Here is a 13,729-nt window from a genome sequence, read left to right on the forward strand (position 1 = left end):
GAATGACATTCAGAGAGGCGCTTGCGGCGGATCTCCCCGCCGTCGTCGCGCTAACCACCGCCGCCTATGCGCCCTACACCGCTCTGCTCGGCGCGCCGCCTATGCCGGTCACGGAAGACTATGCGCCACGCATCGAGCGCGGCGAGGTCTGGCTGCTGGAGGGCGGCGCTGAGCTTGCCGGGCTGATCGTGCTCGAGCGCCATGCCGACCATGTCATGATCTTCAGCGTGGCCGTGTCGCCTGCGTTTCAAGGCAAGAAGTTGGGCATCGCGCTGCTCGACTTCGCTGACGAGCAGACACAGTCATGGGGTCTGCCGGAGGTGCGGCTCTACACCAATTCGCGGATGGCGCGGAACATCGCGCTCTATACGGCCTATGGTTTCCGGGAAACGGGTCGCCGGGCCCACCCCTACCGGCCAGGATGGATTGTGGTCGACATGGTCAAGCCGGTCGACCAAGCCGCCTGATAGCCTTTTTGAAACTGGGAGGATGACAATGGCCAGCCAAGGAACGATCCGCTCGGGCATGGGCGGCTGGACGTTCGAGCCGTGGGACACGTCTTTCTATCCTGACAAGCTGTCCAAGGCCAAGCAACTCCAATACGCCAGCCGGCAGGTGCCGAGCATCGAGGTCAACGGCACCTTCTATTCCAGCTTCAAGGAGCCGACCTTCGTCAAATGGGCGAACGAGGCGCCTGACGGTTTCGTCTATTCGCTGAAGGGCAACCGCTTCGTCACCAACCGTCGTGTGCTGGGCGAAGCCGGCGAGTCGATGATGCGTTTCCTCGGCTCCGGCGTTGCCGCGCTCGGCGACAAGCTCGGCCCGATCCTGTGGCAGTTCGCGCCGACGAAGAAGTTCGATGCGGACGATTTCGAAGCCTTCTTGAAGCTGCTCCCCGAGAAGCAGGACGGCGTCGCACTGCGCCACGCGCTGGAAGTCCGGCACGACAGTTTCATCATGCCGGAATTCGCGGCGCTGGCCCGCAAGTACAAGGCGGCGATCGTCTATGCCGACCACGCCAAATATCCTCGGATTGCCGACGTCACCGGCGATTTCGTCTATGCGCGGCTGCAGACCGGCAGCGACGACAATCCCGACTGCTACACGCCGAAGGCGTTGGATGAGTGGGCGGCGCGCGTAAAAACCTGGGCGGAAGGCAAGCAGCCGGCAGACCTGCCGCGCGCCGATGCCAAGACCGACGCGCCGGTCAAGCCGCGCGACGTGTTCGCCTATTTCATCACCGAGGGCAAGGTGCGCGCACCGTTCGGCGCCATGGCGCTGATGAAGCGCGTGACGGGCTGACGCGGCAAAATCTCGGTATCTTCGCGGATATCGTAACGGTATCGACACTTCCTTGCGGCACTAATAGCCGACGCCAGAGCAGACTCTGGCGCCGCCGCCGGCAAGGACAGGGCATGCTGCTCGACTACAATTCAATGCTGCTGGCGGTCGGCTTTTCCGCCGCTTGCCTCAGCATGACGTTGTTCGGCACATGGCTGACCGCCCGCTCCGACAGGTTCCTTCTGACCTGGGCCATCAGCGTGCTGGTGATCGTCGGCGAGGTGTTCGTCTATGACGCCTATATCGAAGCCCCTGGGCCTGTCCTCGGCGTTCTGACGCTGGCACTTCTGCTGCTCGGCTTTTCGGTGATGCTGGGTGCCGCCCACCAGTTCAGGACAGGGCGCTCGCCATTGCCGCGCGTCCTGGTGGGCGCCGGCATTTCGCTCGCTTTGGCGCTGCCGCCCATGGCGCTCGGCTATGACGGGCTTGGCTTCATGCTGGAGAATTTCCTTGCCGGCCTGCTGCTGTTCGCGACGGCGCATGAATACTGGCGCGGGCGGGAGGAAGCGCCTGCGCCGCTGCAGGGTGTCGCCCTGCTCTATTCGCTGACCGCGGCTTCGTTCGTGCTGTGCGCGGCGGTGCTGGCCTGGGACGGCAGGCTGGTGCTCGGCCACGCGCCGAGCAACTGGGCCGAGGATCTCAGCCTCATCATCGTCATCGCCTCGATGACCGGCATCGGCGGGCTGTCGCTGGCGCTGAACCAGGGGCGGCTGGCGCAGCATCACCGGCGCAATGCGCTCACCGATCCGCTGACCGGCCTGCTCAACCGGCGCGCGCTGTTCGACCTGCATGGCGAGGCGCCGGTCGGCGCTTTCATGGCGGTGGTGGTGTTCGACCTCGACGGCTTCAAAGCGATCAACGACGAGTTCGGCCATGCCGCCGGCGACGCGGTGCTGAAAGTGTTCGCCGAGGAACTCGCGGCCAATCTTCAGCCGACCGACGCCGCCGCGCGCCTGGGCGGCGAGGAATTCGCGCTGGTGCTCAAGCGCACCTTGCCCGAGAAGGTCGAGTTCGCCGCCGAGCGCATCCGTGCATCTTTCGCCGCGCGCCACATCGAAACCGAGACGCGCCCGCTGTCCTGCACGGTCAGCGCCGGCTACGCCTTCGGCAGCCAGGACGGCATCAGCTTCGACAAGGTGCTCAGCGCCGCCGACAAGGCGCTCTATGCCGCCAAGCGCGGCGGCCGCAACCGCGTGCTTGCCGCGACGCTGCGGCGAGCGAGCTAGCGCCCGGCCTGCCTTCGCTTCAGTGCGCCATCACCTCGTTGTAGGCATCGAGGTCGACATAGAAAACCTTGGTCATTTCGCCGATCAATTCGTCCCGATCGTAGCCCTGCGACCGCAGGATGTTGATGGCGGTGATGATGTCGACGCGCTCGGTGAGGCGTCGCTTCTGGTAGTCTTCGACAAAACGCTCCATCGCCTTCCCCCTGGCAAGATTGTTTGGACGCATTGACCGACAATCACTGCGGGGAAAGCTAGGCTTGCTTGCTTGCGTGGAACTTGCCGGCCGGCCAGCACCTTCCCCCTCATTCGCGACTGGTACGGAAAGCGGCCGACTCACCAAGGCCAAGAAAAGACTAGCATGCGGTATTAAACACGCCAGAGCCGTCAATGACTTCGTCATCCTTGGCCGCAGCCAGCGCGAAGCGGAGCGAAGACCCAAGGATCCCTGCCGTTACTTGGAAGCGCTACTAAAGGTGCAGATTCTAGGATGGCAGGAGCGAGGTTGAACGGTTTTTATTCTGGACCGCCGCAATCTTCCGCCGATGTCACGGCATGGATCCTTGGATCTGCGCCGCGTCGCTTCGCTCCTTGGCACGCCCAAGAATGACGAAGGCGAGCTACACCGTCAGGAACTTCCGGACATCCGCGCGATCGAGGTCTTCAGCGGGGCCGGTGTGGACGATCTGCCCGCGGTCCATGATGTTGACCTCGTCGGCAAGCTCGCGGCAGAAGTCGAGATACTGCTCAACGAGAAGCACGGCAATGCCGGCCTGGTCGCGCAGGTAGCGGATGGCGCGGCCGATGTCCTTGATGATCGAGGGCTGGATGCCTTCGGTCGGCTCGTCGAGCACGAGCAGCTTCGGCCGCGTCACCAGCGCCCGGCCGATGGCGAGCTGCTGCTGCTGGCCGCCGGAGAGATCGCCGCCGCGACGGCCGAGCATCTGCTTCAGCACCGGGAACAGCTCGAAGACATGCGCCGGGATGTTGCGGTCGGCCCGTTTCAGCGGCGCGAAGCCGGTCTCCAGATTCTCGCGTACCGTCAGCAGCGGGAAGACCTCCCTGCCTTGCGGCACGAATGCGATGCCCGACCGGGCGCGGTCATACGCCGCGCTCCGGTCGAGCGCCTTCCCCTCGAAGGCAACGCTTCCGCTCGTCAGCCGGTGGTGGCCGACGATCGATCTCATCAAACTGGTCTTGCCGACGCCGTTGCGGCCGAGCACGCAGGTGATCTTGCCGGCGCCGGCCTTCAGCGAAACACCGCGCAGCGCCTGGGCGGCACCGTAATGCAGCGTGGCGTTGGAAACTTCGAGCATGGTCAGCGCCTTCTCCAGCGCCTGAGGAAGGAAAGGTCGAAACGGTGGAACGAGACCCGCCAGATCATGCTCAACGCCCCAAATAGACTTCGACGACACGCTCGTCGGCCGAGACGAAATCGAGCGAGCCCTCGGACAGCACCGAGCCTTCGTGCAGGCAGGTGACCTTGACGCCGAGCTCGCGCACGAAATGCATGTCGTGCTCGACGACGATGACTGAATGATCTCGCGCGATATCCTTGAGCAGGCGCGCCGTCTCCTCCGTCTCGGCATCGGTCATGCCGGCGACCGGCTCGTCGACCAGCAGCAGCTTCGGGTCCTGCGCGAGCAGCATACCGATCTCCAGCCATTGCTTCTGGCCGTGGCTGAGGCTGGCGGCCAGCTCCGCGCGCTTATCGCCGAGACGGATGATGCCGAGTATGTCGTCGATGCGCCGCGCTTCCGCTGCAGAGCGGCGATGGAACAGCGCCGGGAAGATCGAGCGCGGCCCTTTGAGGGCCAGCATCAGATTCTCCTCGATCGTGTGGCTTTCGAAGACGGTCGGCTTCTGGAATTTCCGGCCGATGCCCATCATGGCGATCTCGGCCTCGTCATGCCGGGTGAGATCGACCTGGCCGTCGAAAAAGACCTCGCCTTCGTCCGGCCGCGTCTTGCCGGTGACAATGTCCATCATCGTCGTCTTGCCGGCGCCGTTGGGGCCGATGATCGCCCGCATCTCGCCCTTGTCGAGCACCAGCGACAGATTGTTGATGGCGCGGAAACCGTCGAAGGAGACCGAGACGCCATCGAGATAGAGGATTGTGTTCGACTTGGACATCGCCCTACTCCGCCGGCTGCGGTTCGGGTTTGGCGGCGGACCAGGCACCGGGCGTCCTCGCCGCCGAGCGCACGATCTTCGGCTGCGGCTCTTGCGGATCGCTGCCGACATCCGCCGCGAGCGAGGCTGTGCGCAACGCCCTGGCCTTGCTGCGCCAGCTGTCCCACATGCCGACGATGCCCTTGGGCAGCAACAGGGTTACGGCCACGAACAGGCCGCCCAGCGCGAACAGCCAGAATTCCGGCAGCACGCCGGTGAACCAGGATTTTCCGGCATTGACGAGCAGTGCGCCGACGATCGGGCCGACAATGGTGCCACGCCCGCCGACGGCCGCCCAGATCACCACCTCGATCGAGTTGGACGGCTCGAACTCGCCGGGATTGATGATGCCGACCTGCGGCACGTAAAGCGCGCCGGCGATGCCGGCCAAGATCGCCGAAACGGTGAAGGCGAACAGCTTGACGTTCTCGGCGCGCCAGCCAAGGAAGCGGGTGCGGCTTTCGGCATCGCGCACCGCCATCAGGAGCTTGCCGTACTTCGAGCGCACGATCGCCGAGGTCAGGAGAACGGCAAGCGCCAGGGTCACGGCACTGGCCGCGAACAGCGCCGAGCGCGTTGCGTCGGCCTGCACGTTGAATCCGAGAATGTCCTTGAAGTCGGTCAGGCCGTTGTTGCCGCCGAAACCCATGTCGTTGCGGAAGAAGGCGAGCAGCAGCGCATAGGTCATCGCCTGGGTGATGATCGACAGATAGACGCCGGTGACGCGGCTGCGGAAGGCGAACCAGCCGAAAACGAAGGCGAGCAGGCCTGGCGCGGCCAGCACCATCGTTGCTGCGAACCAGAAATGGTCGAAACCGTACCAGAACCACGGCAGTTCCTTGTAGTTCAGGAACACCATGAAGTCCGGCAGGATAGGATTGCCGTAGACGCCGCGCGAGCCGATCTGGCGCATCAGGTACATGCCCATCGCATAGCCGCCGAGCGCGAAGAAGGCGCCGTGACCGAGCGAGAGGATGCCGCAATAGCCCCAGACGAGGTCGAGCGCGAGCGCGAGCAGCGCATAGCAGAGATATTTGCCAACCAGCGCTACGATGTAAGGCGGAATGTAGAACGCGCTCGACGGCGACACCGCGAGATTGAGCAGCGGCACGATGATCGCCGCCGCGAACAGGATGAGAACGGTGCTGGCGATGCGGCGATCGGCGCCGAAGAAGCGTTGCGTGATCATGCTTCCACCGCCCGGCCCTTCAGCGCGAACAGGCCGCGCGGACGCTTCTGGATGAACAGGATGATCAGCACCAGCACGACGATCTTGCCGAGCACGGCGCCGGCATAAGGTTCGAGGAACTTGTTGACGATGCCGAGCGAAAAGGCGCCGACCAGCGTACCCCACAGATTGCCGACACCGCCGAAGACGACGACCATGAAGCTGTCGATGATGTAGCCGCGTCCGAGATTGGGCGAGACGTTGTCGATCTGGCTGAGCGCGACACCGGCGATGCCGGCAATGCCGGAGCCGAGCGCGAAGGTCAGCGCGTCGACCCAGGGCGTCCTGATGCCCATGGAAGCGGCCATGCGGCGGTTGGCGGTGACGGCGCGCATGCGCAGGCCCCAGGGTGTGTGCTTCATGACGTAGAGCAGCACGCCAAACACCAGGAGCGCGAAGACCAGGATCCACAGCCTGTTCCAGGTGATGGCCAGTTGGCCGACGTCGAACGAGCCCGACATCCAGGATGGATTGCCGACCTCCTGGTTGGTCGGCCCGAAGATGGTGCGCACGGCCTGCTGCAAAACCAGCGAGATGCCCCAGGTGGCCAGAAGCGTTTCCAGCGGCCGGCCATAGAGGAGGCGGATGACGCCGCGCTCGATGGCGAGGCCGACGAGCGCTGCGACCAGGAAAGCGAGCGGCAGCGCGATGACCAGCGACCAGTCGAACAGTTCCGGAAAGGACGTGCGGATCACCTGCTGGACGACGAAGGTGGTGTAGGCGCCGAGCATGACCATCTCGCCATGTGCCATGTTGATGACGCCCATGACGCCGAAGGTGATGGCAAGGCCGATGGCCGCGAGCAGCAGCACCGAACCCAGAGAAATGCCGTACCAGATGTTCTGGCCTGCATCCCACAGCGCCAGCGTTGAATTGATGGCGCCGATCGCGGACGAGGCCGCGCCCTTGACCGCGCCTCCGGAACTCGCCTCGACCGAGGTGAGCAGCGATAGCGCGTCGCGGTCGCCGCGCGCGGCAATCACCGAGATCGCGGCAAGCTTGTCGGCCTCGGGTTTGTCCGAAACCAGAACCGATGCCGCGCGGGCCTGATCGAACAGCGCCATGACGGCCGGCTCCGTCTCGGCGGTGATGGCGGCATCGAGCGGTTCGATGTTCGCCGCGTCCGGCGTCTTGAACATGGTCGCGGCGGCTGCAATCCGCACGGCCGGGTCCTTGGCGCGCAGCGTCAGCGTGCCGAGCGCGTCGCGGATGATGCGGCGCAAGCCGTTGTTGACCTTGATCTTGGTGAGATCGGCCTTGGCGGCAGTGGCTGATTTCTCGCCGCTCAGAGGATCGAGCAGGTCGATGCCGTCGCCGGCGTCCTTGCCGACGAAGACCTGGGAGTCGGCCTTGCGGATGTAGAGATTGCCGTCGGCGAGCGCCGAAAGCGGCAGCTCGACCGCAGGGTCGCCGGTGGCGGCAAGCTCGCGCACCACGGCCTCGGTGGCCGAGAAGCTGGTGCCGGTGGCGAATTTGGCGATGATGGCGCGCAGGTCGGCTTCGGCGTTCGACGGCAACAAACTTGCCATCAGAAACAACAGCGTGAGGCCGAGAGCGCGCAACAGGATCATCCGTTCAGATACTCGTCTGGGGCTGGAATTGCGCGTCCGGGCGGACTGGAGGAGGAGTTCGCCCGGACGCTTCGCGGTCCTGGCCGTGGAGAGAACCACGACCGATCAGACCCGGGAGGATCAGTTGGTTCCCTTGCCGCCGCACTTGCCAGTGGCAACGTTGAAGTTGCCGCAGGACAGAGGCGCGCGCCAATCCGAGATCAGGTCCTTGGAGTCAGGCAGGAAGTCGGACCATTCGTCGCCCATCACCAGGCCCGGCGTCTGCGAGACGGTCTCGAACTGGCCGTCGGCCTGGATCTCGCCGATCAGCACCGGCTTGGTGATGTGATGGTTCGGCATCATGGTCGAATAGCCGCCGGTCAGGTTCGGCACCGAGACGCCGACCATAGCGTCGATGACCTTGTCCGGATCGGTGGTGCCGGCCTTCTCGACCGCCTTCACCCACATATTGAAGCCGATATAGTGGGCTTCCATCGGGTCGTTGGTGGTGCGCTTGTCGTTCTTGATGAACTTGTGCCAGTCGTCGATGAACTTCTTGTTCTCGGGCGTATCGACGCTCTCGAAATAGTTCCAGGCGGCGAGATGGCCGACCAGCGGACCGGTGTCGAGGCCGGCCAGCTCTTCCTCGCCGACCGAGAAGGCCATGACCGGGATGTCCTCGGCCTTGATGCCCTGGTTGCCGAGCTCCTTGTAGAAGGGAACGTTGGCGTCGCCGTTGACGGTCGAGACGACGGCCGTCTTCTTGCCGGCCGAGCCGAACTTCTTGATCGCCGAGACCTCGGTCTGCCAGTCGGAGAAGCCGAACGGCGTGTAGTTGACCATGATGTCCTCGGCCGGCACGCCCTTCGCCTTCAGATAAGCTTCGAGGATTTTGTTGGTGGTGCGCGGATAGACGTAGTCGGTGCCTTCAAGCACCCAGCGCTTCACCGAGCCGCCGTCCTCGCTCATCAGGTAGTCGACGGCCGGGATGGCCTGCTGGTTTGGAGCGGCACCGGTGTAGAAGACGTTGCGCTCGCTCTCCTCGCCCTCATACTGGACCGGATAGAACAGGATGTTGTCGAGTTCCGAGAACACCGGCAGCACCGACTTGCGCGACACCGAGGTCCAGCAGCCGAACACGGCCGCGACCTTGTCCTTGGAGATCAGCTCGCGCGCCTTTTCGGCGAACAGCGGCCAGTTGGACGCCGGATCGACGACGACGGCCTCGAGCTTCTTGCCGAGCAGGCCGCCCTTGGCGTTCTGCTCCTCGATCAGCATCAGCATGACGTCCTTCAGCGTCGTCTCCGAAATCGCCATGGTCCCCGACAGCGAATGGAGGATGCCGACCTTGATCGTGTCGTCGGCCGCCTTTGCAGGCGCCGTCAGCAGACCGGCGGCGAGCACGCCAGCCGAAAACATTTTTGTTATTGTCGAGAAGTTACCCCTCATATTGCACACTCCCATTCTGGTTGTTTTGCGTCGCAACAGAGCTATGCAACCACCATGCCAATCCAGGAAAAGCGGGCAAGACAGCCGGATATCCGAGCCTTATCAGTGAGTTACGATATTAGCTGCCCAACATGTAACGAAGTCCGGATCGTTCAAATGAGGCAAAATCGCGCAATGCTGCCTATATTTTGCCCAAATGGGATCCATGCCCATTTTTTGAGCCTGCCGCGTCGAATTGCGGCACGCGGCAGGTTGCGGTGCAGCGGGGAAATAGGGCAAGGTCAGCTTCGAACCGAGCGATGCCATGACCTCCCGTATCTCCAGCATTTTCAGCATCTTGCTATTGCTTGCCGCAACCGGAGCCGCCCGCGCCGACTTCACCGACGGCAAGATGCCCGACGGGATCTACCATTGCGAGGTCTACCTGCTCGGCGCCTTCCTCAACCTCGGCGACATCACCATCAAGGGCAATGTCTATAGCGGCCCGGTCACTTTCGGCACCGCGCCGCAAGGCTACAACTATCAGATGAATGCCAATGGCGAGATCAACTGGCTGGGTCCACTGGGCGGTTACACCAGCGGCGGCAACTCCGTCTCCATGACTCAGGCGACGCTGGACGGGCCTGACAGCCCGTCCTTCGATATCATCATGAAGCAGCCCGACGGAGCTTTCACCGCCTCAACCTGCACCAGGGGATAATCTACCCTTTCGCAAAAAAGCGCGGAGCCGGGAAAGCTCCGCGCAGGCTGCCGGGAGGGCGTGTTCAGATGCTCTTCGCCGACATCTGTCCGGCAATGTAATCGGCCTGACGGATGGCGAGCGAGACGATGGTCAGCGTCGGGTTCTCGGCGCCGCCGGTGGTGAACTGGCTGCCGTCGGACACGAACAGGTTTTTGATGTCGTGCGCCTGGCCATGCTTGTTGACGACGCCGTCGACCGCCTTCTCGCTCATCCGGTTGGTGCCGAGATTGTGGGTCGAGGGATAGGGCGGCGTCGGGAAGGTCCGCGTCGCGCCAACCGCCGCGTACAGCGCCTGACCCTGCTTGTAGGCATGATCGCGCATCGCCGTGTCGTTGGCGTGATCGTCGAAATGGACGTCGGCGATCGGCATGCCGTGCTCGTCCTTTTCGTCCTTGTGCAGCGTGATGCGGTTTTCCGGCCGCGGCATGTCCTCGCCGACGATCCACAGGCCCGCCATGTGGTCGTAGTGGTCGAGCGCCGTGGTGAAGGAGCGGCCCCAGCCGCCCGGGTTGAGGAAGGCCGCCATGAATGGCAGGCCGAGCGACAGCGTCTCCATCTCATAGCCACCGACGAAACCGCGCGAAGGGTCGTGGCGCGCCTCGTCGCGGATGATGCCGGCCATGGTGGTGCCGCGATACATGTGCACCGGCTTGTCGAAGATGGCGTAGACCGAGCCGGTTGTGTGGCGCATATAGTTCCTGCCCACCTGCCCCGAGGAATTGGCGAGCCCGTGCGGGAACTTGGCCGATTGCGAGTTGAGCAGCAGCCGCGGGCTCTCGATCGAGTTGCCGGCGACGGCGACGATGCGCGCCTTCTGCTCCTGCAGCTTGCCGTCCTTGTCGGCATAGACGACGCCGGTCACCTTTCCGCTGGCGTCGTGGTTGATCTTGATCGCCATCGAATTCGGCCGCACCTCGAGATGGCCAGTCGCCTCACCCTTGGGGATCTCGGTGTAAAGCGTCGACCATTTGGCGCCCCACTCGCAGCCCTGGAAGCAGAAGCCTGTCTGCTGGCAGGAGTTGCGGTCGTCGCGCTGGACCGAGTTGATGGCCATGTTGCCGGTGTGGCATTCCTTGTAGCCGAGCTTGTCGGCGCCGGCCTTCAGCACCTTGAAGTTGTTGTTGCCCGGCAGTCTTGGCCAGTCATTGGTGCCGGTGACGCCCATCTTGGCTTCGGCCTTGGTGTAGTAGGGTTCCATCTCGGCCAGCGTGATCGGCCAGTCGAGCAAGCTGGCGCCTTCCACCTTGCCGTAGGTCGAGTGTGCCTTGAACTCATGCTCCTGGAAGCGCAGCGAGGCGCCCGCCCAATGCGTGGTCGAGCCACCGACCGACTTGACGATCCAGGCCGGCAGGTTTGGAAAATCCTTCGCCACCCGCCAGTCGCCGGATGTGGTGCGCTTGTCCTTCCAGGCAAGCTGGGTAAAGGAATCCCACTCGTCGTTGATGAAATCATCGTACTCGTGGCGGGCGCCCGCCTCGAGGATGACGACGTCGATGCCTTTCTGGGCAAGTTCGTTGCCGAGTGTGCCGCCGCCGGCGCCCGAGCCGATGATGACGACCACGCTGTCATTCTTGAGATCAAATGGTGCTGCCATGGTTTCCTCCCATGAATTCGGTCAAAAGCGGTTCAAGGAAAGAGCGGTTCAGAGCCACTCGATGTCGTTGAAGCCGCGCTCGATGTAGCCGCCCTTGGAAAAGGACTCGCCCTCGTAGCCGAAGATCGGCCAGACATCCTTCTGGTTGTAGAGGCTGACGACCAGGCCGCTGCGTACCGTCTGGAAGAACGGCGAGCTCTCGATGTCCTTGAGCAGCGCGACGCGCTGCTCCTCCCAGCCGAGCCCGCGATAGCCGCCGCTGCCGGCCTTCTTGTCGAGTTCGGCGATGCCCTTCTCGATCAGCTCCTTATGGGCGGGGTCCTTGGCGGCCAGCTCGTCATGGGCCTTGACCGCGATTGCGTAATGTTTGTCCGGTACCTGGTCGTGCGGGTAGATGTCGCGCGCCACCTGGATCAAGGTCGCCATGGTCTCTGGCTTCAGCGCCGCCGTTTCGAGACCCCAGGCGTGTTGCGGGCTGATGACCGCGCTGCCGGAAATGACGAGCAACGCTCCCGCGCCGCCGCGTTTCAGAAGCTCGCGCCGCGACAGGCCGGGCTTCCTTTCATAGATGGTGACCATTTGTTCCTCCCTGCTTGCTGTCCGCACCTCGAAGGGGTGCCTTTGCTGGCGCCGCGCTGGCCCGCGCGGCTGGTGGTCGCTTACTGAAACCGTCCTCCTCGCTGCAGGACCTCGATCTTGTAGCCGTCGGGATCCTCGATGAAGAAAAAGCGGGCGATCCGCGCCCCGTCGCGGTCGAACTCGACGATCTTCTTCGGGTTGAGGCCGAGCGCGCCGAGGCGGTCGTGCTCGCTGTCGAGGTCGGCGACCGAAACCGCGAGATGACCGTAGCCGTCGCCGAGTTCGTAAGGCTGCTCGCGACCCTTGTTGACGGTGAGCTCAAGCTCGAACGATGTCTCGGGATTGCTGAGATAGACCAGGGTGAAGGTCTCGAAATCCAGCCGATCGGCGATATCGAGTCCGAAAGCATTCCGATAGAAGTCGACAGACCGGGCCTCATTCAGAACCCGGATCATTGAGTGGATCGCTTTCGCCAAATTTCAACCCTCTGCAGCCGCGCGGCAGATGCGCATGAGGGTGATTATGGGCGCCTTGCGGCAAAGGTGGTGGCAGCCGATTACCACGCGCGGGATCCGGAAAACGGATAGAAGGCGTGAGCGGGCCAGTTCCAGCGACGAAAGTCCGATTGCTGTTTTTGGCCTTCCGGTTGAGAATGGCCGGCCGCGACAGGCAAGACTCGACGGCGCGACTTGCATCGACTCGCGCCCAAAACCAACAAGAATGGGAGAAAACGATGTGCAGGGTTTTCGCCGGGCAGGACCCGGAGGGCTACCGACAGATCAACCGGTCGATTCGCATCGACGGGCATTCCACGAGCATCCAGCTTGAGGCTACGTTTTGGGCATTGCTCGATGAGATCGCCGAAAGCCAGGGCCTGACGACGCCCAAATTCATCTCGACGCTCTATGACGAGGCAATCCAGATCAACGGCCAGATCCCGAACTTCGCCTCGATGCTGCGCACCACCTGCGCGCTCTATCTGCGCGGCCACCGGCCAACCGCGAACGAACAGGCGGCGCTGAAGCGGGAAGCCGCCTAGAGCAATTCCAGGAAAAGTGCGTAGCGGTTTTCCGTCCGGAATCGCGTCAAAACAAAGAGATAGAGCGGTTCAGCGTTTCCATGAAACGATGAACCGTTCTAGTCGACGGCGACTTCGAGCGCCAGCCGCGTCATGTCGGTGAACAGCTCCTGGCGCTCGGAATAGTCGGTCTGCTCGCCGTTGGCGACATGATCGACCACGTTCAGCAACGACAGCGCCCGCGCGCCGAAATGGGCCGAAATGCGGTACAGGGCGCTGGTCTCCATATCGACGGCGAGCGCTCCCATCGCGATGGCTTCGGCATAGCGGGCGCGGCCCTGCGGATGATAGAAAATATCGCTGCAGATCGTCAGCCCCGCCCGGTGCTCGATGCCGAGCGCCTCGGCCCGCCGCAATGCCCCGGCCAGCAGTTCCGGATCGGGACCGGCGGCGGCGTAAAGCCCGAAGACCTGGCCGCTGTCGGCATTCTCGGCGCGGACCGATCGCGATATCACCAGGCCGCGCAGCGGCACCTCGGCGCTCAGGCCGCCACAGGTGCCGGTCCGGATCAGCGTCTTGACGCCGTGGAAGTCGAGAAGCTCATGGGCGTAGATCAGGAATGACGAGACGCCGATGCCAGTAGACTGGATGCTGACCGGCTTGCCCCGGAACCGGCCGGTGAAGCCCAGCGCGCCCCTGCGGCGATTGACGCAGCGCGGCGCCTCGAGAAAAGTCGCAGCCATCCATTCGGCGCGCTCCGGGTCGCCCGGCAGCAGCACCGTTTCGGCAAAATCACCCTTCTCCGCTTCGTTGTGCGGCGTCACGGCATCTAC

Annotated in this window: 15 protein-coding genes; 5 read left to right on the plus strand and 10 right to left on the minus strand. The window is 63.6% G+C overall.

The genetic code is table 11. The features are described 5' to 3' along the window. Nucleotides 1-2 precede the first annotated feature (2 nt). The 3 genes from EJ073_RS05150 to EJ073_RS05160 all read left to right on the plus strand — a co-directional run bounded on the left by EJ073_RS05150 (nucleotide 3) and on the right by EJ073_RS05160 (nucleotide 2,567). A complete protein-coding gene (locus EJ073_RS05150; RefSeq protein WP_126054755.1) occupies nucleotides 3-467 on the plus strand; it encodes a GNAT family N-acetyltransferase in 465 nt (154 codons plus the stop codon). 28 nt (nucleotides 468-495) lie between these two features. Beyond that, nucleotides 496-1,302: a DUF72 domain-containing protein gene (locus tag EJ073_RS05155; RefSeq protein ID WP_126054756.1), complete on the plus strand. Its 807-nt coding sequence runs from the start codon at nucleotides 496-498 to the stop codon at nucleotides 1,300-1,302. A 113-nt stretch (nucleotides 1,303-1,415) separates the two neighbouring features. After that, nucleotides 1,416-2,567: a GGDEF domain-containing protein gene (locus EJ073_RS05160; RefSeq protein ID WP_126054757.1), complete on the plus strand. Its 1,152-nt coding sequence runs from the start codon at nucleotides 1,416-1,418 to the stop codon at nucleotides 2,565-2,567. 19 nt (nucleotides 2,568-2,586) lie between these two features. Here the strand turns inward: EJ073_RS05160 and EJ073_RS05165 are convergent, their stop codons facing one another. From EJ073_RS05165 to urtA, 6 genes are all read right to left on the minus strand, one after another. Then, the gene (locus tag EJ073_RS05165) at nucleotides 2,587-2,760 is read right to left on the minus strand and encodes a hypothetical protein (RefSeq protein ID WP_126054758.1); all 174 of its coding nucleotides are present in this window, start codon (nucleotides 2,758-2,760) and stop codon (nucleotides 2,587-2,589) included. A 424-nt stretch (nucleotides 2,761-3,184) separates the two neighbouring features. Further along, nucleotides 3,185-3,880, minus strand: a complete 696-nt coding sequence (gene urtE, locus EJ073_RS05170; RefSeq protein ID WP_126054759.1) for an urea ABC transporter ATP-binding subunit UrtE — start codon at nucleotides 3,878-3,880, stop codon at nucleotides 3,185-3,187. Between the two features lie 70 nt (nucleotides 3,881-3,950). Further along, the gene (gene urtD, locus EJ073_RS05175; RefSeq protein WP_126054760.1) at nucleotides 3,951-4,697 is read right to left on the minus strand and encodes an urea ABC transporter ATP-binding protein UrtD; all 747 of its coding nucleotides are present in this window, start codon (nucleotides 4,695-4,697) and stop codon (nucleotides 3,951-3,953) included. Nucleotides 4,698-4,701: 4 nt separating this feature from the next. Continuing rightward, nucleotides 4,702-5,925 (minus strand): urea ABC transporter permease subunit UrtC, encoded by a 1,224-nt coding sequence (gene urtC, locus EJ073_RS05180; RefSeq protein ID WP_126054761.1) that lies wholly within the window; start codon nucleotides 5,923-5,925, stop codon nucleotides 4,702-4,704. Further along, nucleotides 5,922-7,535: an urea ABC transporter permease subunit UrtB gene (urtB, locus tag EJ073_RS05185; protein ID WP_126054762.1), complete on the minus strand. Its 1,614-nt coding sequence runs from the start codon at nucleotides 7,533-7,535 to the stop codon at nucleotides 5,922-5,924. Before urtB ends, urtC begins: the two co-directional genes overlap by 4 nt. A 120-nt stretch (nucleotides 7,536-7,655) precedes the next feature. Next, complete coding sequence (gene urtA / locus EJ073_RS05190; RefSeq protein WP_126054763.1) at nucleotides 7,656-8,963, minus strand: urea ABC transporter substrate-binding protein; 1,308 nt, start codon at nucleotides 8,961-8,963, stop codon at nucleotides 7,656-7,658. Between the two features lie 304 nt (nucleotides 8,964-9,267). On the opposite strand from urtA, the gene EJ073_RS05195 reads away from it, so the two are divergent. After that, nucleotides 9,268-9,663 (plus strand): hypothetical protein, encoded by a 396-nt coding sequence (locus EJ073_RS05195; RefSeq protein WP_126054764.1) that lies wholly within the window; start codon nucleotides 9,268-9,270, stop codon nucleotides 9,661-9,663. A gap of 64 nt (nucleotides 9,664-9,727) precedes the next feature. On the opposite strand, the gene EJ073_RS05200 is transcribed toward EJ073_RS05195, so the two are convergent. From EJ073_RS05200 to EJ073_RS05210, 3 genes are all read right to left on the minus strand, one after another. Continuing rightward, nucleotides 9,728-11,299 (minus strand): GMC family oxidoreductase, encoded by a 1,572-nt coding sequence (locus tag EJ073_RS05200; RefSeq protein WP_126054765.1) that lies wholly within the window; start codon nucleotides 11,297-11,299, stop codon nucleotides 9,728-9,730. 48 nt (nucleotides 11,300-11,347) lie between these two features. Further along, complete coding sequence (locus tag EJ073_RS05205; RefSeq protein WP_126054766.1) at nucleotides 11,348-11,878, minus strand: gluconate 2-dehydrogenase subunit 3 family protein; 531 nt, start codon at nucleotides 11,876-11,878, stop codon at nucleotides 11,348-11,350. 80 nt (nucleotides 11,879-11,958) lie between these two features. Continuing rightward, nucleotides 11,959-12,354 carry a VOC family protein gene (locus tag EJ073_RS05210; protein WP_126054767.1) on the minus strand — a complete coding sequence of 132 codons (396 nt, stop codon included), beginning with the start codon at nucleotides 12,352-12,354 and terminating at the stop codon, nucleotides 11,959-11,961. 257 nt (nucleotides 12,355-12,611) lie between these two features. Between EJ073_RS05210 and EJ073_RS05215 the strand changes: the two genes are divergently transcribed. Then, complete coding sequence (locus tag EJ073_RS05215; RefSeq protein WP_126054768.1) at nucleotides 12,612-12,917, plus strand: ribbon-helix-helix domain-containing protein; 306 nt, start codon at nucleotides 12,612-12,614, stop codon at nucleotides 12,915-12,917. Nucleotides 12,918-13,015: 98 nt separating this feature from the next. Here EJ073_RS05215 and EJ073_RS05220 read toward each other — a convergent pair whose 3' ends face one another. Continuing rightward, nucleotides 13,016-13,720, minus strand: coding sequence for a DeoD-type purine-nucleoside phosphorylase (locus EJ073_RS05220; protein ID WP_126054769.1), 705 nt, complete (start codon nucleotides 13,718-13,720; stop codon nucleotides 13,016-13,018). Between the last annotated feature and the right edge of the window lie 9 nt (nucleotides 13,721-13,729).

Source organism: Mesorhizobium sp. M4B.F.Ca.ET.058.02.1.1, assembly GCF_003952505.1.
Lineage (GTDB): Bacteria > Pseudomonadota > Alphaproteobacteria > Rhizobiales > Rhizobiaceae > Mesorhizobium.